The organism is Streptomyces sp. NPDC006516 (assembly GCF_040611875.1).
Classification (GTDB): domain Bacteria; phylum Actinomycetota; class Actinomycetes; order Streptomycetales; family Streptomycetaceae; genus Streptomyces.
In genome coordinates this window covers 137,003-156,207 of record NZ_JBEXPD010000005.1, presented here as the reverse complement: position 1 = coordinate 156,207, position 19,205 = coordinate 137,003, and the positions used below count along the sequence as shown (strand labels likewise).

15 protein-coding genes are annotated in these 19,205 nt (G+C 71.6%); 8 read left to right on the top strand and 7 right to left on the bottom strand.

Translation table 11 applies throughout. The features are described 5' to 3' along the window. Positions 1 to 361: 361 nt before the first annotated feature. The 8 genes from ABZY45_RS17130 (at position 362) to ABZY45_RS17095 (ending at position 10,350) form a co-directional block, all read left to right on the top strand. On the top strand, positions 362 to 1,891 hold the full coding sequence (locus ABZY45_RS17130; protein ID WP_356740719.1) for an aldehyde dehydrogenase family protein: 1,530 nt from the start codon (positions 362 to 364) through the stop codon (positions 1,889 to 1,891). 75 nt (positions 1,892 to 1,966) lie between these two features. Further along, entirely contained in the window at positions 1,967 to 3,562 is a 1,596-nt protein-coding gene (locus ABZY45_RS17125; protein WP_356740717.1) for a GMC oxidoreductase, read from the top strand. Then, positions 3,559 to 4,626: a glycine betaine/L-proline ABC transporter ATP-binding protein gene (locus ABZY45_RS17120; protein ID WP_356740715.1), complete on the top strand. Its 1,068-nt coding sequence runs from the start codon at positions 3,559 to 3,561 to the stop codon at positions 4,624 to 4,626. The genes ABZY45_RS17125 and ABZY45_RS17120 overlap by 4 nt, the downstream gene beginning before the upstream one ends. Next, on the top strand, positions 4,626 to 6,608 hold the full coding sequence (locus tag ABZY45_RS17115) for an ABC transporter permease subunit (RefSeq protein WP_356740714.1): 1,983 nt from the start codon (positions 4,626 to 4,628) through the stop codon (positions 6,606 to 6,608). The genes ABZY45_RS17120 and ABZY45_RS17115 overlap by 1 nt, the downstream gene beginning before the upstream one ends. A 1-nt stretch (position 6,609) precedes the next feature. Next, a complete protein-coding gene (locus ABZY45_RS17110) occupies positions 6,610 to 7,599 on the top strand; it encodes an ABC transporter substrate-binding protein (protein ID WP_356740713.1) in 990 nt (329 codons plus the stop codon). A gap of 123 nt (positions 7,600 to 7,722) precedes the next feature. Next, positions 7,723 to 8,292, top strand: coding sequence for a PadR family transcriptional regulator (locus ABZY45_RS17105; protein ID WP_356740711.1), 570 nt, complete (start codon positions 7,723 to 7,725; stop codon positions 8,290 to 8,292). After that, positions 8,289 to 9,029, top strand: a complete 741-nt coding sequence (locus tag ABZY45_RS17100) for an ABC transporter ATP-binding protein (protein WP_356740709.1) — start codon at positions 8,289 to 8,291, stop codon at positions 9,027 to 9,029. The genes ABZY45_RS17105 and ABZY45_RS17100 overlap by 4 nt, the downstream gene beginning before the upstream one ends. Then, positions 9,019 to 10,350 (top strand): FtsX-like permease family protein, encoded by a 1,332-nt coding sequence (locus ABZY45_RS17095; RefSeq protein WP_356740707.1) that lies wholly within the window; start codon positions 9,019 to 9,021, stop codon positions 10,348 to 10,350. The genes ABZY45_RS17100 and ABZY45_RS17095 overlap by 11 nt, the downstream gene beginning before the upstream one ends. Here the strand turns inward: ABZY45_RS17095 and ABZY45_RS17090 are convergent. The 7 genes from ABZY45_RS17090 to ABZY45_RS17060 all read right to left on the bottom strand — a co-directional run bounded on the left by ABZY45_RS17090 (position 10,343) and on the right by ABZY45_RS17060 (position 19,160). Further along, positions 10,343 to 11,539 carry a low temperature requirement protein A gene (locus tag ABZY45_RS17090; RefSeq protein ID WP_356740705.1) on the bottom strand — a complete coding sequence of 399 codons (1,197 nt, stop codon included), beginning with the start codon at positions 11,537 to 11,539 and terminating at the stop codon, positions 10,343 to 10,345. The two genes, ABZY45_RS17095 and ABZY45_RS17090, sit on opposite strands and share 8 nt — an antisense overlap. A 250-nt stretch (positions 11,540 to 11,789) precedes the next feature. Next, positions 11,790 to 12,887 carry a zinc-binding dehydrogenase gene (locus ABZY45_RS17085; RefSeq protein ID WP_356740703.1) on the bottom strand — a complete coding sequence of 366 codons (1,098 nt, stop codon included), beginning with the start codon at positions 12,885 to 12,887 and terminating at the stop codon, positions 11,790 to 11,792. Positions 12,888 to 12,924: 37 nt separating this feature from the next. After that, positions 12,925 to 13,386, bottom strand: coding sequence for a DUF4334 domain-containing protein (locus ABZY45_RS17080; RefSeq protein ID WP_356740701.1), 462 nt, complete (start codon positions 13,384 to 13,386; stop codon positions 12,925 to 12,927). A 128-nt stretch (positions 13,387 to 13,514) separates the two neighbouring features. Then, on the bottom strand, positions 13,515 to 15,422 hold the full coding sequence (locus ABZY45_RS17075; RefSeq protein ID WP_356740699.1) for an ABC transporter ATP-binding protein: 1,908 nt from the start codon (positions 15,420 to 15,422) through the stop codon (positions 13,515 to 13,517). 97 nt (positions 15,423 to 15,519) lie between these two features. Continuing rightward, positions 15,520 to 16,887: a cytochrome P450 gene (locus ABZY45_RS17070; RefSeq protein ID WP_356740697.1), complete on the bottom strand. Its 1,368-nt coding sequence runs from the start codon at positions 16,885 to 16,887 to the stop codon at positions 15,520 to 15,522. A gap of 159 nt (positions 16,888 to 17,046) precedes the next feature. Continuing rightward, the gene (locus tag ABZY45_RS17065) at positions 17,047 to 17,874 is read right to left on the bottom strand and encodes a hypothetical protein (RefSeq protein WP_356740695.1); all 828 of its coding nucleotides are present in this window, start codon (positions 17,872 to 17,874) and stop codon (positions 17,047 to 17,049) included. Continuing rightward, complete coding sequence (locus tag ABZY45_RS17060) at positions 17,874 to 19,160, bottom strand: VWA domain-containing protein (RefSeq protein ID WP_356740693.1); 1,287 nt, start codon at positions 19,158 to 19,160, stop codon at positions 17,874 to 17,876. Before ABZY45_RS17060 ends, ABZY45_RS17065 begins: the two co-directional genes overlap by 1 nt. Positions 19,161 to 19,205 lie beyond the last annotated feature (45 nt).

The following is a 19,205-nucleotide window of genomic DNA, read 5'->3' as shown; positions in this document are numbered from 1 at the left end:
CGATATGCGGCTACCCTCCGTCACCCCACCCCCTCCGGTCGTCCGGGGAACCGCAAGCCGTGGGCATGCCACTGCCTGAGGGCCTCTCTCCCGCACCGACGATCAGACACTGGTCCCTCGGCCTCATCGGCCTGCCCTGAGCGGGGGGACTCGCCGAGCACCGCGCGTCCGGCTCTGGTGCCTGCTCGTGCCCGCAGGGCGATGCAAGTGAGTCACGTCACTCAGAGTGAATGTTCGGGCATACATCTGACCCGAACGGAAAGGGTCCACCACTGTGCTGGTGCCGAACCCGGTCCTCCGGCATGAAAGTGCTCGGCCGAACCGGTGCGGAGCAAATCAGGCACGGAAGGCAGACCACTACATGTCGGCTCCCCACTCGTCGGCCCATCCCGCGGCCCTGGAGACCCTCCACGTCGACGGCACCTGGCGCGCGGCGGCATCCGGCGCGACCCGCGAGATCCTCGACCCCGCCGACGCCGCGATCCTGGCCGTCGTCTCCGAGGCCGGGATGGAGGACACCGACGCGGCCGTGGCCGCCGCTCGCCGTGCCTTCGACGACGGCCCGTGGCCGCACCGGCCCGTCGCCGAGCGCGCCGGCCTGCTCCGCAGGGTCGCCGGCCTCCTCCAGCGCGACCGCGAGGAGATCGCGATCACCGAGAGCCGCGACACCGGCAAGACCCTGGAGGAAGGACGTGTCGACGTCGACGACGTCACGAACGCCTTCCGCTACTTCGCGGATCTCGTCATGAACGAGAGCGGCGGCCGGGTCGTGGACGCCGGTGACCCCGACGTGCACAGCGTCGTCGTGCACGAGCCGGTCGGCGTCTGCGCCCTGATCGCCCCCTGGAACTACCCGCTGCTCCAAGCCAGCTGGAAGATCGCCCCGGCACTCGCCGCGGGCAACACGTTCGTGCTCAAGCCCAGCGAGGTCACCCCGCTCTCCACCGTCCACCTGATACGCCTGCTGGCCGAGGCCGGGCTGCCCGACGGTGTCGCCAATCTCGTGACCGGCGCGGGAGACCCTGTCGGTGCCCGGCTCTCCGCACACCCGGACGTCGACCTCGTCTCGTTCACCGGCGGACTCGCCAGCGGCACGAAGGTCGCCCAGGCCGCGGCCCCCACCGTCAAGAAGGTCGCCCTGGAGCTCGGCGGCAAGAACCCCAACGTCGTGTTCGCCGACGCGTGCGCCACCGAGGAGGGCTTCGACACCGCTGTCGACCAGGCGCTGAACGCCGCCTTCTTCCACAGCGGCCAGGTCTGCTCCGCCGGAGCCCGGCTCATCGTCGAGGAGTCCGTCCGCGACCGCTTCGTCACCGAACTCGCCCGCCGCGCCGACGCGATCCGGCTCGGCCGGGGCACCGTCGACGGAGTCGAGTGCGGCCCGCTCGTGTCCGCGCAACAGCTCGCCAAGGTCGAGGCGTACGTGGCATCCGCCCGCGAGGAGGGCGCGATCGTCCGCTCGGGCGGAGCCCGCCCCGAACCCTCGGACATCCGTCCCGCGAGCGGCTACTTCTACCGGCCGACCGTCCTGGACGGCTGCCACCGCGCCATGAAGGTCGTCCGCGAGGAGACCTTCGGCCCGATCCTCACCGTCGAGACCTTCCGGACGGAGGAGGAGGCCGTCACCCTGGCCAACGACACGGACTACGGCCTCGCGGGCGCCGTCTGGACCACCGACGCGGGGCGCGCCCGGCGCGTCGCCGCCCGGCTGCGGCACGGCACCGTCTGGATCAACGACTACCACCCCTACCTCCCGCAGGCGGAGTGGGGCGGCTTCGGCAAGTCCGGTACCGGCCGTGAGCTCGGCCCCACCGGGCTGGCCGAGTACCGCGAGTCCAAGCACATCTACCAGAACCTGAACCCGCGCCCGCAGCGCTGGTTCGCGGGCTGACCGGCAACGGCCCCTCCCCCCACCTGTTCGCGGCACCTCGTAGACGCACGAACCTTGCAGAAGGAGCAGTGACCGATGCCCCCGTCCCCCCACACCGCACGCCCTGAACCCTCCGGCACCGAGCGCCCCGAGACCGTCGACTACGTGATCGTCGGAGGAGGTACGGCCGGCTCGGTCATCGCCTCCCGGCTCACCGAGGACCCCGACGTCACCGTCACCGTCATCGAGGGCGGCCCCACCGACATCGACCGCGAGGACGTCCTCACCCTCCGCCGGTGGCTCGGCCTCCTCGGCGGCGAGCTCGACTACGACTACCCCACCACCGAACAGCCCCGCGGCAATTCCCACATCCGGCACAGCCGTGCCCGGGTACTCGGCGGCTGCTCCTCGCACAACACACTGATCAGCTTCAAGCCGCTGCCCGGTGACTGGGACGAGTGGGCCGAGGCCGGAGCCGACGGCTGGGACGCCGCCGCCATGGACCCCTACTTCGCGCGGCTGCGCAACAACATCGTGCCCGTCGACGAGAAGGACCGGAACGCCATCGCCCGCGACTTCGTCGACGCCGCCCAGGCGGCGGCCGGAGTCCCGCGCGTGGACAGCTTCAACAAGAAGCCCTTCCACGAGGGCGCCGGCTTCTTCGACCTGGCCTACCACCCGGAGAACAACAAGCGCTCCTCCGCGTCCGTCGCGTATCTCCATCCCCACATCGAGGCCGGTGACCGCCCCAACCTCACGATCCTGCTGGAGACATGGGCGTACCGCCTGGAGTTCGAAGGCAACCGGGCCGTCGGAGTGCACGTACGGGACAAGGACGGCTCGGAGACACTCCTGCGGGCCGCACGTGAGGTGATCGTCTGCGCGGGCGCCGTGGACACCCCCCGGCTGCTGCTGCACTCCGGCGTCGGACCGGCGAAGGACCTGACCGCGCTCGGCATCCCCGTCGTCCACGACGCACCGGGCGTCGGCGAGAACCTGCTCGACCACCCCGAGTCGGTCATCGTCTGGGAGACCGACGGTCCCATCCCGGAGAACTCGGCGATGGACTCCGACGCGGGACTCTTCGTGCGCAGGGACCCCGGATCGCGAGGCCCGGACCTGATGTTCCACTTCTACCAGATCCCCTTCACCGACAACCCGGAGCGCCTCGGCTACGAGAAGCCCGAGCACGGCGTGTCGATGACCCCGAACATCCCCAAGCCCCGCAGCCGCGGCCGGCTCCACCTCACCAGCGCCGACCCCGAGGTCAAACCCGCCCTGGACTTCCGCTACTTCACCGACGAGGACGACTACGACGGCCGCACCCTGGTCGACGGCATCAAGCTCGCCCGCGAGATAGCGAGGACCGAACCGCTGGCCCACTGGCTCAAGCGCGAGGTGTGTCCCGGGCCCGAGGTCACGTCCGACGAGGACATCAGCGAGTACGCCCGCAAGGTCGCGCACACCGTCTACCATCCGGCCGGCACCTGCCGCATGGGGGCCGTGGGCGACCCGGCCGCCGTCGTCGACCCGCAGTTGCGCGTCCAGGGACTGGAGGGCATCCGGATCGCCGACGCCTCCGTCTTCCCCACCATGCCCGCCGTGAATCCCATGATCGGAGTCCTGATGGTGGGCGAGAAGTGCGCCGAACTTCTCCGGACGGCCCCCGCCGCCGGAGGTGACGTCCGATGAACGAGGGAACCCCCGTGTTCGGCGTCCGCAACCTCTGGAAGGTCTTCGGACCCAAGGCCGGCCGCGTCCCGGGCGGCGAGCTCGCCGGCCTGCCGCCCGCCGAACTGCGCGAGCGCACCGGCTGCACCGCCGCCGTCCGTGACGTCTCCTTCGACGTGCACAAGGGTGAGGTCTTCGTCGTCATGGGCTTGTCGGGCTCCGGCAAGTCCACCCTGGTGCGGTGTCTGACCCGGCTCGTCGAGCCCACCAGCGGCACCCTCGCCATCGACGGCGAGGACGTCCTGGCCATGGACAGGAACCGGCTCCGCGAACTGCGCCGCCACCGTGCCGCGATGGTCTTCCAGCACTTCGGGCTGCTGCCGCACCGCACGGTGCTCGACAACGTCGCCTACGGCCTGGAGATCCAGGGCCTCGGCAAGGCCGACCGCCGGGCCAAGGCCGCCGAACTGGTGGAGAAGGTCGGCCTCGCCGGTCTCGAGGACCGCCGCCCCGCCCAGCTCTCCGGCGGGCAGCAGCAGCGTGTCGGCCTGGCCCGCGCACTCGCCGTCGACCCGTCCGTCCTCCTCTTCGATGAACCGTTCAGCGCACTCGACCCGCTGATCCGGCGCGAGATGCAGGACGAGGTCCTCCGGCTGCACCGCGAGGAGGGCCGCACCATGGTCTTCATCACCCACGACCTCGGCGAGGCACTCCGCCTGGGCACCCGCATCGCGCTGATGCGGGACGGCGGCATCGTGCAGCTCGGCACGCCCGAGGAGATCGTCGGCTCGCCCGCCGACGACTACGTACGCGAGTTCGTCCGGGACGTCCCTCGCGAGCAGGTGCTCACCGTCGCCACCGCCATGCGCCCCCCGGCGCCCGGCGAGGGCGAGAGCGGCCCGGCGCTGCGCCCCGGGGCCACCGTCTCCGAGGCCATCGAGGCCGTCTCACGCTCCGGCGACCCGGTCGCCCGCGTCACGGAGAGCGGCAGGCTGCTCGGCGTCGTCGACCACGCGTGCCTGCTCGACGTGGTCGCGGGAGCAAGCGCGCCCGGGGACCCCGGGGCCCGTGAGGTGACCGTCTGATGGCCACCGCGCAAGCCACCGCCCGCACCGCCGCAGGCCCCCCGGGCGGCCGTCCGCTCGCCGCGCTGCGGGGCCGGCCCGCCCTCGGCAAGCTCCTCCTGCTGCTGATCGTCGCCGCCGTCGCCGTACCCTTCGCGCACGCCCGCTGGGGCGGCGGAGCGTGGCCCGGCGCCCTGACCGTCGACCTGAGCGGGCCGCTCGGCGAGGTCAGCGAGTGGATCATCGGGAACCGCGACAGCCACCCGCTGTTCCTCTACTTCTTCGGCCACATCAGCAACGCCGTCGTCCTGTCGGTGCGTGGGGTCTATCTGGCCCTGCTCGCCCTCGGCTGGGCCGGTGTCACAGCCGTGGCCGCGCTCGTCGCCTGGCGGACGGCCGGGTGGCGCCCGGCCCTGACCGCCGGGGTGTCCTTCCTCGTCTGCGGGCTGCTCGGCATGTGGGTGCCGACCATGCAGACCCTCGCCCTGATGGTCGTCGCGGTGCTGGCCTCCGTGGTGCTCGGCCTGCTCCTCGGGCTCGCCGCGGGGCTCTCGGACCGCACGTTCCGTGTCCTGCGCCCCGTGCTGGACACCATGCAGGTACTCCCCGCCTTCGCCTATCTGCTGCCTGTCGTGCTGGTCTTCGGTATCGGTGTGCCCGGCGCCGTCCTCGCGACCGTCGTCTACGCGGCTCCGCCGATGGCCCGGCTCACCGCACTCGGACTGCGCGGCGCCGACGCGGGTGTCATGGAGGCCGTCACCTCGCTCGGCGCGACCGGCCGGCAGCGGCTTCTCAGCGCGCGGCTGCCGCTGGCCCGCAAGGAACTCCTGCTCGGCGTCAACCAGACCATCATGATGGCGCTGTCCATGGCCGTCATCGCGTCCGTCATCGGCGCGGGCGGTCTCGGCGACCGCGTGTACCAGGCCCTCTCCTCCGTCGACGTCGGAGCCGCGCTCGCCGCGGGCGTCCCCATCGTGCTGCTGGCCGTCGTCCTCGACCGTACGACCGAGGCGGCAGGCCGAAAGGCCGGCACGGAACCCACCGGCCCTGCCGCCCTGCGCGGCCCGCGCGGCTGGGCACTCGCCGCACTGACCGCCGCGTCCGTCGCCGTGGTGGGCCGCTTCACCGGCGGACGCGTGTGGCCCGAAGGCGCCGTCGTGGCCGTCGCCGGTCCGGTCAACACCGCCAAGGACTGGATGGTCGACCACCTCTACACCGGCGTCCCCGTCATCGGCGGAACAGCCGACTGGGCCGCCCACTTCACCAACTGGATCCTCAACCCGCTGCGCAGCGGTCTTCAGGGCCTTCCGTGGTGGTCGGTGCTGCTCGTCGTCGCCGCCCTGGCCTGGACGATCGGCACCTGGCGTACCGCGCTCACCGCCGTACTCGCCATGGCGGCCATCGGCGTCCTCGGCGTCTGGGACCTGTCGATGGACACGCTGAGCCAGGTGCTCGCCGCCGTCGCGGTCACCCTCGTCCTGGGTTTCGCCGTCGCCGTCGGCGCGGCGCGCAGCCGGCGCCTCGAACGCCTCCTGCGCCCCGTCCTGGACGTCTGCCAGACGATGCCGCAGTTCGTCTACCTCATCCCGGTCGTCGCCCTCTTCGGCGTCGGCCGCGCCCCCGCCGCCGCTGCCGCCGTGGTCTACGCGCTGCCGGCCGTGGTCCGCATCACCACCCAGGGGCTGCGGGGCGTCGACCCCGCCGCGATGGAGTGCGCCCGCTCGCTCGGCGCCACCAGCGGCCAGCAACTGCGCCAGATCCAGATCCCGCTGGCCAGGCCCGCCCTGCTGCTGGCGGTCAACCAGGGCGTCGTCCTGGTCCTCGCGGTCGTGATCATCGGCGGTCTCGTCGGCTCCGGCGCGCTCGGTTACGACGTCGTCTTCGGCCTCGCCCAGGGCGACCTGGCCACCGGCCTCGTCGCGGGGGCCGCCATCGTCTGCCTGGGGCTGATGCTGGACCGTGTCACCCAGCCCACCGCCCGCCGCCAGCGGAAGGAGAGCTGAGATGGCTCGCACCCGCACCCGCACCCGCGCCCGCCTCCGCACATCCGCCGTCGTCGCCTCGGCCGGCGCGCTGCTCGCCGTCACCGGATGCGGAGCGGCGGACATGACCAAGCAGGCCTCCCCGTTCGCGGCACCCGCGGACATCAGGACCGTGACCCTCTCGGTCCAGTCCTGGGTCGGCGCCCAGGCCAACGTCGCCGTCGCGCAGAAGATCCTGGAGGACGAGCTCGGCTACCGCGTCGACCTCGTCCAGACCGACGAGGTGCCCGCATGGGACGCTCTCAGCCAGGGACGGGTGGACGCCATCCTGGAGGACTGGGGCCACCCCGACCAGGAGAAGCTGTACGTCCAGGACAAGGGAACCATCGTCCCCGGGGGCGACCTCGGAGTCACGGGCCACATCGGCTGGTACGTCCCCAAGTACTGGGCGGACGAGCACCCGGACGTCACGAACTGGAAGAACCTCGACAAGTACGCCGACGAGCTGCGCACACCCGAGAGCGGCGACAAGGGACAGCTGATGGACGGTTCACCGTCCTACGTCACCAACGACAAGGCCCTGGTGAAGAACCTCGGCCTGGACTACAAGGTCGTCTTCGCCGGTTCCGAGGCGGCGCAGATCACGCAGATGCAGCAGTTCGCCAAGGAGAAGAAGCCCTTCCTCAGCTACTGGTACCAGCCGCAGTGGCTGTTCAACGAGGTGCCGATGGTCGAGGTGAAGCTGCCCGAGTACTCCGAGGCCTGTGCGGCGAAGGCCCCGGAGGACATCGACTGCGCCTATCCGACGACCCCGCTCCAGAAGTACCTCAACGCGGACTTCGCGAAGCGCGGCGGACAAGCGGCGGCTTTCCTGAAGAAGTTCAGCTGGTCGGAGAAGGATCAGAACCAGGTGTCCGAACTGATCGCCTCCGAACGGCTGTCGCCCGACGAGGCAGCAGGACGCTGGATCGAGGAGCACCCGGCCACCTGGAAGAAGTGGCTGGGCCGGTGACCTGAACCGGGCACTCCTTCCGCCCCCGCCGGCCGCCGCGGCACCTGCCGCGGCGGCCGACGGGCGTCCGGGACCTCGGTTTTACTATTCACTCAGTACATGTACTGAGGATATAGTGCGCACATGAGTACCCGTCATGTCCTCCTGGGCCTGCTCGCGGCCGGGCCCTGCCACGGCTACGACCTGAAGCGGCAGTACGACGCACGCTTCCCGCAGGCCCGCCCGCTCGCGTACGGGCAGGTCTACACGACGCTGCAACGCCTGGTACGTGACGGTCTGGCCGCGGTCGACGGCACCGACTCCGACGGCGGCCCGGAGCGCACCCTCTACCGGTCCACCGCTGAGGGAGCACGTGAACTGGACCGCTGGGCCGAGGAGATCACCGCGCCCGCGCCCTTCGTGACGAACGAGATCTTCGCGAAGGTCGTGGTCTCGATCCTTGTCGCGGCGGTCCCTGCGCAGCCGGGCCAGGACGGACCGAACCCCGACGCCGCAGCGCATCTGAGAGCCCAGCGCGCCGCTCACATGGAGCGCATGCGCGAGCTCACCGCACTCAAGACCGCGCCGGGCGCCGATCTCAGCACCGTGCTCTCGGCCGACTACGCCCTTGTCCATCTCGACGCCGACGTGCGGTGGATGACCACCACCGCAGCCCGGATCGACACTTTGACCGCGGAGGTCAACGGAACATGAACGCACGGGACGAAGAGTCTTCTTCGGGGGTGGGCGCGCTGATCTCGGCCCGCGGTCTGCGGAAGTCGTACGGGAAGACGGAGGCGCTGCGAGGCGCCTCCGTCGACCTCCACGCGGGCGAGATCCTGGCTGTCACCGGCACGAGCGGCAGCGGGAAGTCCACCCTGCTGCACTGTCTCTCGGGGATCACCCGCGCCGACGACGGCGTCGTCACGTACGGGAAGGAGGATCTAGGCCTGCTCCCCGACCAGCGACTCAGCGAGCTGCGGCGCGGCGCATTCGGGGTGGTGTTCCAGTTCGGGCAGCTGATCCCCGAACTCACCGCGCTCGACAACGTCGCGCTGCCGTTGCTGCTCGCGGGGATGCGCCGCGGCCCGGCTCAGCAGAAGGCGGGGGAGTGGCTGGAACGCTTCGGCGCCCGCGGGCAGGCCGGCCTGCGTCCCGGTGAGATGAGTGGCGGTCAGAGCCAACGCGTCGCCCTGGCACGTGCCTTGGTCACCGAGCCCAAGGCCGTCTTCGCGGACGAACCGACCGGGGCTCTCGACTCTCTCGCCGGGGAGCAGGTGATGACCGCTCTGCTGCACACCGCGAGGGACATGGGTACGGCGGTCCTGCTGATCACCCACGACGCCCAGATCGCCGCCTACGCGGACCGCGAGGTGTGGCTGCGGGACGGGGTCGTCCACTCCGCCTCGGCCGATGTACTCGCCCGGGAGGCGGTTCGCCGTGAAGGCTGACATCCGTATCGCCTGGGCACTCGCCCGCGGCTCCGAACGCCGTGAGTGGTGGAGGATCCTGCTCACCGCGCTCGGGGCCCTTGCAGCCACGGGTTTCGCGCTCGCGGCGGTAGCGATCGCCGCAGTCCCGGGGCAGGTGTCGATCCCCTACGGCCACGGCCTGCTCGACCAGCCCGGCCAGCGCGCCGGTGTGGTGCTCACACTCGTCCTCCTGCTGCTGCCCGTAGGGGGATTCCTCGGCCAGTGCGCCCGCATCGGGGCCGTGCACCGCCACCGGAGGATGGCCGCGATGCGGCTCACCGGGGCGACCCCCGCGCAGCTCCGGAGGATCGCCGCGGTGGAGTCCGCGTTCCCTTCACTGCCCGGCTCGGTGGCCGGCGTCGCCGCCTTCGCCGTGGTCCTCGCCTCTGCGGGGCACGCGCCGTATCCCGCGGCCTGGGCGGGCTTCGCGGCGGTCGTCCTCGCGGTTCCGGTGGCCGCGGCGCTGGTCAGCGTCTTCGCTCTGCGACACGTGGTGGTGTCGCCGCTCGACCAGGTGCGCCGCACGGTCCCGGACCCGGGGCGCAGGGCCCTGTTCGGCTTCCTGCTCGGGTCTGTGCTGGTCTCCGCGGCCGCCATGCTCGTCACTCTCCCCAACAGCGTCCGCTCCGCGGCGTTCCCGCTGCTGGTGCTGGCCCTTGTGTTCGTCACCGGAGCGTGCGCCATCTGGGCTGCCGGGGCATCGGCGGCGCTTCTGGGGCGGCGGCTCACCCTCCGTGCGCGACGTCCGGCGGTGCTCATCGCCGCCGGCCGACTTGCGCACGACCCCTGGGCGGCGGCGCGTACCCACGCCGCTCTCCTGCTGGTCACCGTCGTCGGGGTGGGCTTCGTAGGCGTGCGTGCCGTCCTGCTCGCCGACCTGCGTGCGAAGGACGCCCTGGCGATGGACATGGGGTTCTACACCACCGGAATCAACGTCGCCGGATTCGCCGTCCTGCTCGCCGTCACGATCAGCCTCTGCGGTCTCGCCGTGGGCACGGCCGAGTCGCTGGCCACCCGTCGCAGAGGCCTGGCGGCCCAGGCCGCCGCGGGTGTGCCCCACGGGGTCCTGGCCCGAGCCGCGCTCCTGGAGACCGCGCTCCCGCTGGCGCCCGCGCTTCTGCTCGCCGGCTTCGGGGGAACGGTGGTGTATCTCGTGTACGCCACGCTCGTGGGCGGGCCCGTCTCCCTGATCCCGCTCCTCGTTCCCGTGGTGGTCTACGCGGCCTGCCTGCTGGCCGCGGCGACATCTCTGCCGCTTCTGCGGCGGGTGTCGCATCCGGCCGAACTCCGTTTCACGTAGCGGCATCAGAGCGGTCGGCCCCGCCACGCGCCCGCGCCGCCACCACCAGCGTGGCGGCGACCAGCGCGGCGGCCAGCAGGCCGGTGACGAGCACCGCGACGGAGGTGAAGGACGAGGCCAGGACGGCGAGGACGGCCAGGGGATGGATGAGGTCGTTGCGGTTGCGGAGCTGGGCCGCCCGGTGGTGCAGCAGCCACACCAGGGTGATGAACACGGCCACGGGGACGGTGAAGGCCGCGGCAGCCGCCCGGTCCGAGAGGTGGCCGTGCCCCGTGGCATGGGCGACGTTGACCGCGAGACCGGCGCCGACCGCGGCGGCCGATGCGAAGACCGCGTAGTGGCCGTACCCCCACAGCAGAGCCGCTTTGAGACCGGTGAGGCGACGCGGCGCGTCCTGAGCGAAATAGAGCCACCACAGCGCGAAGACGGTCAGCACGCCTCCGACGACCAGACCCGCGATGTCACCGATGGCGGTCTCGCCGTCGAGGGCGGTGCGGACGGCCCCGGTCGCCGCGGTGATCGTCTCGCCGAGGACGATGAGGGTGAACAGCCCGTAGCGCTCGGCGATGTGGTGCGGGTGCCAGCTGGTGGTGCCCGCCGTCTCGGCCCAGACGGGAACGGCGAGTTCCGCCACGACCAGGACCGCGAACAGGGGCAGGCCCCAGTCCTCCGGCAGTGCCAGACGGGCGACCCAGCCGACCTGCACGATCAGGATGCCGACCGCGTAGCGTACGCAGGAGCGACGCCGTTCGGGGTCGGACCGGGCGGCGCGCAGCCACTGGGTGACCATGGCGAGCCGCATGATGACATAGCCCCAGGTGATGACCGTGAAGTCCTCCTGCTGGAGCGCTTCCGCCGCACCGGCGGCCACGACGAGCGCCCCGGTGATCTGCACCAGTGTCAGGAGCCGGTACGGGACGTCGTCGGTGTCGTAGGCGGACGCGAACCAGGTGAAGTTCATCCACGCCCACCAGATGGCGAAGAACACCATCGCGTAGCCGAGGACCCCGTGGCCGATGTGCCCCTCGGCGAGTTCGTGCTCGAACGCGACCGACGTCTGGGCGACGGCGGCCACGAAGCACAGGTCGAAGAACAGCTCCAGGGCGGTGGCCGTGCGGTGTTCCTCGCCGGCGAGGCGGGCGACCATCGGCCGGTGCCATGCGCCGACGGCGGAGTGTGACTTGCTCATGCGTACCCGGTTTCAGCGGTGGGAAGGGCTGTACACGGCCGGACCCGAGGGCGGCCGGGCCCGCAGAAGCCGCCCGCGCAGGCCCTCGGCGGGTCGGTCGGCTCGACGGACACCCGTCACGTTACGAGCGCGCCGCGAAGCCGCGCAACGTGGACATGCTGGTGCGGCGTGCCCCGTGACCTGCGCGGCGAGGGCGGCCCCTGCCGTGTGCGCCCGGGGGACGCCCTCCGGGGCCGGCGCACCGGAGAGCTCAGAACGAGGTGATGACGACCCGCGCCACCTCGGGATCGCGGGCTGCGGCGTAACCGGCGTCGATCTCGTCCAGGCCGATCTCCCGGGAGACCAGGCCGTCGAGGTTCATGCGGCCCTGCAGATACAGGTCCGCATAACGCGGGATGTCCCGCCGGGGGTTCCCCGAGCCCATGACGAGACCGTGGATCGCCTTCTGCTGCAACAGAAGCCGGGGCAGGGAGAGCGTGAGCTCGCCTCCCGTCCCCGCCAGGCCGACCACGTACACGCTTCCGCCGAGGGCCGTCATGCGCAGCGCCTGTTCCGTCGTCGCGGCCACTCCCACCACGTCGAAGGTGTGCCGGACGCCGCCACCGGTCAGCTCCCGCACGGCGGCGACGGCGTCGGCGGAAGCGGAGTTGACCACGTCCGTCGCGCCGAACGTACGGGCGTGCCGCAGCTTGCCGTCCCGCACGTCGACCGCGACGACGCGCGAGGCGCCGGCGATCCGCGCCGCCGCGATCGCGTTGAGCCCGACGCCTCCGGCGCCGATCACGGCCACGCTCTCGCCCGGCCGGACACGCGCTCCGTTGAGCACGGAACCAGCCCCGGTCAGGACCCCGCACCCCAGCAGGGCGGCAGGGGCGAACGGCAGCCGGCGCGGGACGGCGGTCAGCTGGTTCTCGTGGACGAGCGCCCGTGCGGCGAAACCGCCCAGCCCCATCCCCTGGGCGAGCGGCAGGCCGGCACGGCTGAGCCGTGGACCGTCCCGCTGGGGATCGCGCAGCGTGGCTCCGGGGCGGGCGCACTGGTGGACCCGGCCGTCCAGGCACGCCGGGCAGCCGCCGCACCACTGGACGAGGCAGCCCACCACATGGTCCCCGGTGGTGAACTCCGTGACGTGCGGTCCGATGCCGGCGACGACCCCGGCCACTTCGTGCCCCAGGACGACCGGCGGGGGGAAGTCCCCGAAGGCGTGGGTGGCGACCGTGAGGTCCGTGTGACAGAGACCGGACGCCCGTACCTCCACCAGGACCTCACGGCCCTCCGGCCTCGCGAGGTCGATGTCCTGGACTCCGAAGCCGCCGCCCAGTACGTCCACCACTGCCGCTCGCACCATCAGCTCCGCCCCTCTCGGCCCGCCGCCCCGGTCCGGTTCAGACCCGCTCGAGGAAGAAGTAGTAGAAGAGGCCGCCCATGTCCTTGCCGTTCATGATCCCCATGAGCGTGCGGTCGTCGACCGCCTTGAAGTGGTCGAAGACCGGCTGGCCGTCGTAGACCATGGTGGCCGTCGACTCGCCCCGGAACTCGACCGTCCACAAGCTTGCCTCGCCCTTGCCGAGTTCGGTGTCGCTGTACAGCGTGCCGTCCTCCCGGCGCATCATCAGCGGCTTGGCGTCCTCCGGGGAGTTGAACGTCTTGCCGTACCAGCCGAGCTTCGGCAGACGCCCGTTGAGCGGATGTCCGGTGTCGAACTCGCCGCCCCGCCACTCGCCGAGGATCTCCTCGACACGCACGGTCGGCAACACGGCCCAGATGGCGTCCAGTTCCTCGGTGGGGACGGCGGAGTCCTTGGTCCGCAGGACCGCGAACCGGGTCCGTGCCTCGTCGATGTCCATCGGCTTCCCTCCTCAGCGATGTGAAACAAGCATCCGTAGTATGTATCACTGTGTCGGACAGGGCCAGAGTGTGAACCGTCGGGTGTCCATGGGCGGCCGGCGGGTTGCACGGGACGGGCGGTACGGGATCAGCGCATCGCGTGGTCCTCGCCGGCGTCCGCGGCTTCTGCCGCCTCCGGTCGCTCGAACTGGGTGCGGTGCAGTTCCTCGTACCGTCCGCCCAGGCGCAGCAGTTGATCGTGCGTACCGCGTTCCACGACCCGGCCGTCCTCGACGACCAGGATCAGGTCGGCGGCCCGTACGGTCGAGAGCCGGTGGGCGATGACCACGGCCGTACGGCCCTCCAGCGCCTCCGCCAGTGCCTCCTGCACGGCGGCCTCCGAGGTCGAGTCCAGGTGCGCGGTCGCCTCGTCCAGGATCACCACCCGCTGACGGGCCAGCAGCAGGCGTGCGATGGTGAGCCGCTGGCGTTCGCCGCCGGAGAGCCGGTAGCCGCGCTCGCCGACCACCGTGTCCAGGCCCTCGGGAAGCGACGCGACCAGGCCGTCCAGGCGCGAGCGGCGCAGGGCGTCCCAGATGTCCTCCTCGGTGGCCTCCGGCCGGGCGAGCAGGAGATTGGCGCGTACCGACTCGTGGAAGAGATGCCCGTCCTGGGTGACCATGCCCAGCGTCCTCCTGATCGAGTCCGCCGTCAGGTCGCGTACGTCGACGCCGTTGAGGCGCACGGCACCGGCGTCGGCGTCGTACAGCCGGGGAAGCAATTGTGCGATCGTCGACTTGCCCGCTCCGGACGAACCCACGAGCGCGACCATCCGGCCCGGCTCCGCCGTGAACGAGATGTTGTGCAGCACCTGGGCGCCACCCCCCGTGTCGAGCGCGGCGACCTCTTCGAGTGAGGCGAGGGAGACCTTGTCGGCGGAGGGGTAGCCGAAGGACACGTCGTCGAACTCCACGGACACCGGGCCCTCCGGCACCTCGCGGGCGTCGGGCTTCTCGGTGATCAGCGGTTCGAGATCCAGGATCTCGAAGACCCGCTCGAAGCTGACCAGCGCGCTCATCACCTCCACGCGGGCACCAGCCAGCGCGGTCAGCGGGGCGTAGAGCCGGGTGAGGAGAAGGGCCAGGGCGACGACGGCCCCCGGTTCCAGGCTGCCGCGCAGCGCGTAGAAGCCGCCCAGCCCGTAGACCAGGGCGAGGGCGAGCGCCGACACCAGGGTGAGGGCGGTGATGAAGGTGGACTGGAGCATCGCCGTCCGGATGCCGATGTCGCGCACCCGGCCCGCCCGGGCGGCGAACTCCGCGGATTCGTCGGCAGGGCGCCCGAAAAGCTTGACGAGCGTGGCGCCCGGCGCCGAGAAGCGCTCGGTCATCTGGGTGCCCATGGTGGCGTTGTGACCGGCGGCCTCCCGTTGCAGGCCCGCCATCCGGGTACCCATCCGGCGGGCGGGGACGACGAACACCGGCAGCAGGACCAGGGCGAGCAGGGTGATCTGCCAGGAGATGGTGAGCATCACGGCCAGGGTCAGCAGCAGGGTGACGAGGTTGGAGACGACACCGGAGAGGGTGTTGCTGAACGCCCGCTGGGCGCCGATGACGTCGTTGTTGAGCCGGCTGACCAGTGCGCCGGTGCGGGTGCGGGTGAAGAACGCCACCGGCATCCGCTGGACGTGGTCGAAGACGGCGGTCCGCAGATCGAGGATCAGCCCCTCGCCGAGGGTGGCCGAGAGCCACCGCGTGAGGAGCCCGAGGCCCGCCTCCGCCACCGCGATCACCGCGATGAGCGCGGCGAGCCGGATCACGACGGAGGAATCCTCACCTCCCACGATCGCGTCGACGACCCCGCCCGCCAGTACCGGAGTCGCCACGGCCAGCAGGGCGGTGACGACGCTCAGCAGCAGGAAGCGGACGATCCTGCTCCGGTGCGGCCGGGCGAACACCGCGATGCGGCGCAGTGTGGCCCTGGAGAAGGGCCTGCGGTCCTGCTGCGCGTTCATCGTGCTGTGCAGTGAATGCCACGCGGTGACTTCCATGTCCATGCGGATGCCTCCAGAAGCGGTGGGTACGCACGGAACGCTAAGACCTCAAGCAAACTTGAGGTCAAGGGATCGCCGCACGCTTCACCCGAGTGTGCGGTCAGCGCGCCCGTACGGTCGCCATGACCTCCCGGTCCGGCTGAAGGGTGAGCGTCGGTACGGGGTTCACGGTGCCGGGGTCGACCTCCAGATCGAAGCGCCGGGCCAGCACGGCGAGGACCAGGACCGCCTCCACCATCGCGAAGCGCGTACCCAGGCAGACCCGGGGGCCGCCGCCGAAGGGGTACCAGGCGTACTCGGGGATCTCGTCGCCCTTCTGCGCGTCCCAGCGCTCCGGGCGGAACACCTCGGGCTCGGGGAACCACCGCTCGTCCCGGTGCGTGGCCCACTGGCTGCTCCACACCCGGGTGCCCTCCGGCATCGGTACGCCGCCGATCGTGGCGCCCTCCTTGGCGATTCCGGTGACCAGCCAGATGGTCGGATACAGCCGCAAGGTCTCCTTCACCACCGCCTGGGCGTAGGTCAGCCGGGCGTAGTCGTCGATCCCCGGTTCCCGGCCGCCGAGCACCCGGTCCAGCTCCTCGGCGAGCGCGGCCCGTGCGTGCGGGGTGCGCGACAGCAGATACCAGGCCCACACCAGGGTCGAACTCGTCGTCTCGTGGCCCCCGATGTAGAGCGTCACCGTCTCGTCGCGGATCTCCTTGTCGGAGAGTTGCGCCCCGGTCTCGTCCACCGCGGTGAGCAGCCGGCTCAGCAGATCGGGGCGCTCCCCGTCCCCGTCGCGGTGACGGGCCACCACACGCCCCACCTCGGCGTCGATCACCCGGGCGGCCTTCTTGATCCTGGCCCGCCCCGGGGTCGGCACCCAGTCGGGCAGCACGGCGCCGAGGCCGCTGAACTCCTTGCCGATCTCCTGCTGGGCGATGTCCATCGCGCGGCCCATCGACTCCGCGTCGGCCGGCGTGTCCACCCCGAAGATCGTGCGGACGGCGATCTTCTGGGTCAGGGCCGCCATCACCCGCTTGACGTCCACCCGTTCGCCGTCCGACCAGCTGTCCGCCAGCTCCACGGTGCAGGCGGTCATCGTGGAGGCGTACGACTTCACCTGCTTGGGCCGCACGGACGGCTGCACCAGTGAGCGCTTGCGCCGCCAGTCCGGGCCGCGCGCGACGACGACGCCGTTGCCCATGACGGTACGGAAGGCGATGCCCAGCAAGGGCTGGTCGAAGGTGCGCTCCGTCTCGGTGAGCAGATCGCCGATGCACTCCGGATCGGCGATGAAGACACAGTCGTTGCGGCCGAAGCGCCAGCTCACCATGTCGCCGTATCCGCGCAGGCGCTCGAAGAAGGCCAGCGGATCCTTGCCGAACTGCGGCAGGCTCCCCAGGAGGGGGAGCCCTCTCGGTCCCTGGACGACCCGGTGGCCGCGTGGCTCGGCACCGAGGGTCGCACCGGTTTCCGTGGACATGAGGGCTCCCGTCATCTGCCGTACCCAGTACGTGAGTTGGCCAGCCTAGTGCCATTCGGCCGTGGGTTCGAAGCGAGAATCAGCCGTGCCGCGCCCGGCATGCCCGAGGGCCGCCGGGCGGATGCCGACGGCCCTCGGGGGTCCGGGGCGGGGGAGCGGTCAGACTCCCGGCGGGACCCGGGAGGGACGGCCCGCGCCGCGGGTGAGGCCGTAGCCGAACACCGCGGCCAGCGCCGCGAGTACGCCTCCGCCCACGGTCCACAGCCACCGGTCGGTCCACCATCCGGAGGACCAGCCGTCCTCCGGCTCGCCGGCGGCCGGGGCGCCGCCGCCCTGCGCGGAGGCGACTGAGACGCCCGGCACCAGGGGTTCGGCGAGTGCGCCGCCGACGTCGTGCGCGCCGCCCTGGGCGGTGGAGGTGACCTCGGTCTCGACGTGGACCGGGAGCCCCAGGTCCTCCTCGGCGAGGCCGGTCACCGTCAGGCGCACGTAGTAGGTGCCCGGCAGGGGGTCGAAGGCCCACGGCTCGGCCCAGGCCCGCACCGTACGCAGTACGCAGGACAGCTCGACGGTGCCGGCGTCCGGCGCGGCCTTCCTGGTCTGGTGGCCGTACATACAGGCCTGCCTGCGGCGCAGTCCGTCGTACACGTCGACCTGCCAGGTCGACGCTCCGTGCCTGGTGGCACTCTCGGGCAGGCTCACCTTCGCGCGGACGGTGGGCCGTTGGCCCGAGTCGGCGGGGAAGGCCCAGTACAGGTAGTCGCCCGTGGACGCGTCGGCCGTGGCCGTCTGCTCCTGCCGGATCGCCGTGGCGGTACGGAAGGTGGTGCCCGCCTCCGTGGGCCCGGCGGTCTCCCCGTCCTCCGGGCTCGCACTCGCGGACGGGTCGTCGGCCACGGCGGCGCCCGCCGAGGTGAGCAGGGTGACGCCTGCGAGCAGCACGCCCGCACAGGCGCGGCCCAGACGGTTCCTACGGGGGGTACGCATCAGTTGGTCCTCCAGACCGCAACGCGCCAGCGCGAGATCCAGCCGAACAGCAGACCGGCGATCAGCCCGGTCAGCACCATGACGCCCAGCAGCCACCAGCCGCGGCCCAGGCCGAACGCGGCGACGTCGGACGCGTCGTCAGGGCCTTCGACCAGGTCGATGGTGAGCTCCACGGGCATGCCCGGAGTGGTCTTCACGGACGGCGGTGCCGAGAACGAGTTGCTCAGCTGGAGGCAGACGACCTCGGCGGCCGGCTTCAGGTCCTCGCCGGAGACGTCGGCGTCCTCCTGCTCGGGCTTCGGATAGCGCAGCCCGGTGGAGACGGCGTCCGTACGGCCCGTGCCGGACTCCGCACCCCGGACGATCTCACGGCCGTGCGTGGTCACGGCCCGCAGCAGGACCCCGTAGTCGTCGTTCACCGCACGGTCCGCCGCCACGCTCACCGACGCGCGCAGTTCCTGGCCGGGCAGGACGTCCACCCGGTACCAGCGGTGCTTGCCGATCTCCTGGCGGTCGGTGTAGAGACCGGCCTTCAGCTGCGGGGCGGCGGAGCAGCTGCCCGCACCCTCGGTCGCCACCGGGGTGACGACGGGCTCGGCGGCCCTGTCCACCAACTGCTTGACACGGCCGGAGAGTTCGTCCGTGTGCTGGACGGCCGTGTACGTTCCGCCGGTGGCCTCGGCGATACAGGTCAGCTGCTGCCGGATCTTGGCGTTCGGGACCAGGCCCAGCGTGTCGATGACGAGGTGGATGCCCCGGGCGGCGATGTCGCGCGCGACCTCGCACGGGTCGAGCGGCCCGCAGGTGTCCTCGCCGTCGGTGATCAGGACGATGCGCCGGGTGGCGTCCCCGCCCTGGAGGTCGTCGGCGGCACCGAGCAGGGCGGGACCGATCGGGGTCCAGCCGGTCGGCGTCAGCGTGGCGACGGCGGTCTTGGCCTCGGTGCGGTCGAGCGGGCCGACCGGGTACAGCAGCTCGGTGTCCTTGCAGCCGACCTTGCGGTCGTCGCCCGGATAGTCGGCCCCGAGCGTACGGATCCCGAGTTCGACCTCCTCGGGCACCGCGTCCAGGACATCGTTGAACGCCTGCTTGGCGGCGGATATCCGGGACTGGCCGTCGATGTCGCGGGCGCGCATGGAACCGCTGACGTCGAGGACCAGTTCGACCTTGGGGGACGGGGTGGTGGAGGGTTCGTCGGCCGCGGCCGGGACGGCGGTGCCGAACCCGGCGGCCAGGGTGGCGAGCAGGACGCACACCCCGGCCGTCAGCCGTTTTCTTATGATCATCGCCGGATCCTATTGAAGATCCACGATCATCCCCAAAACCGCTCG

Excerpts from the sequence above, each read along its gene's own strand:
- ABZY45_RS17130 (WP_356740719.1), top strand. The coding sequence starts at position 362 with ATGTCGGCTCCCCACTCGTCGGCCCATCCCGCGGCCCTGGAGACCCTC.
- ABZY45_RS17125 (WP_356740717.1), top strand. The coding sequence starts at position 1,967 with ATGCCCCCGTCCCCCCACACCGCACGCCCTGAACCCTCCGGCACCGAG.
- ABZY45_RS17120 (WP_356740715.1), top strand. The coding sequence starts at position 3,559 with ATGAACGAGGGAACCCCCGTGTTCGGCGTCCGCAACCTCTGGAAGGTC.
- ABZY45_RS17115 (WP_356740714.1), top strand. The coding sequence starts at position 4,626 with ATGGCCACCGCGCAAGCCACCGCCCGCACCGCCGCAGGCCCCCCGGGC.
- ABZY45_RS17110 (WP_356740713.1), top strand. The coding sequence starts at position 6,610 with ATGGCTCGCACCCGCACCCGCACCCGCGCCCGCCTCCGCACATCCGCC.
- ABZY45_RS17105 (WP_356740711.1), top strand. The coding sequence starts at position 7,723 with ATGAGTACCCGTCATGTCCTCCTGGGCCTGCTCGCGGCCGGGCCCTGC.
- ABZY45_RS17100 (WP_356740709.1), top strand. The coding sequence starts at position 8,289 with ATGAACGCACGGGACGAAGAGTCTTCTTCGGGGGTGGGCGCGCTGATC.
- ABZY45_RS17090 (WP_356740705.1), bottom strand. The coding sequence starts at position 11,539 with ATGAGCAAGTCACACTCCGCCGTCGGCGCATGGCACCGGCCGATGGTC.
- ABZY45_RS17085 (WP_356740703.1), bottom strand. The coding sequence starts at position 12,887 with ATGGTGCGAGCGGCAGTGGTGGACGTACTGGGCGGCGGCTTCGGAGTC.
- ABZY45_RS17080 (WP_356740701.1), bottom strand. The coding sequence starts at position 13,386 with ATGGACATCGACGAGGCACGGACCCGGTTCGCGGTCCTGCGGACCAAG.
- ABZY45_RS17075 (WP_356740699.1), bottom strand. The coding sequence starts at position 15,422 with ATGGACATGGAAGTCACCGCGTGGCATTCACTGCACAGCACGATGAAC.
- ABZY45_RS17070 (WP_356740697.1), bottom strand. The coding sequence starts at position 16,887 with ATGTCCACGGAAACCGGTGCGACCCTCGGTGCCGAGCCACGCGGCCAC.
- ABZY45_RS17065 (WP_356740695.1), bottom strand. The coding sequence starts at position 17,874 with ATGCGTACCCCCCGTAGGAACCGTCTGGGCCGCGCCTGTGCGGGCGTG.
- ABZY45_RS17060 (WP_356740693.1), bottom strand. The coding sequence starts at position 19,160 with ATGATCATAAGAAAACGGCTGACGGCCGGGGTGTGCGTCCTGCTCGCC.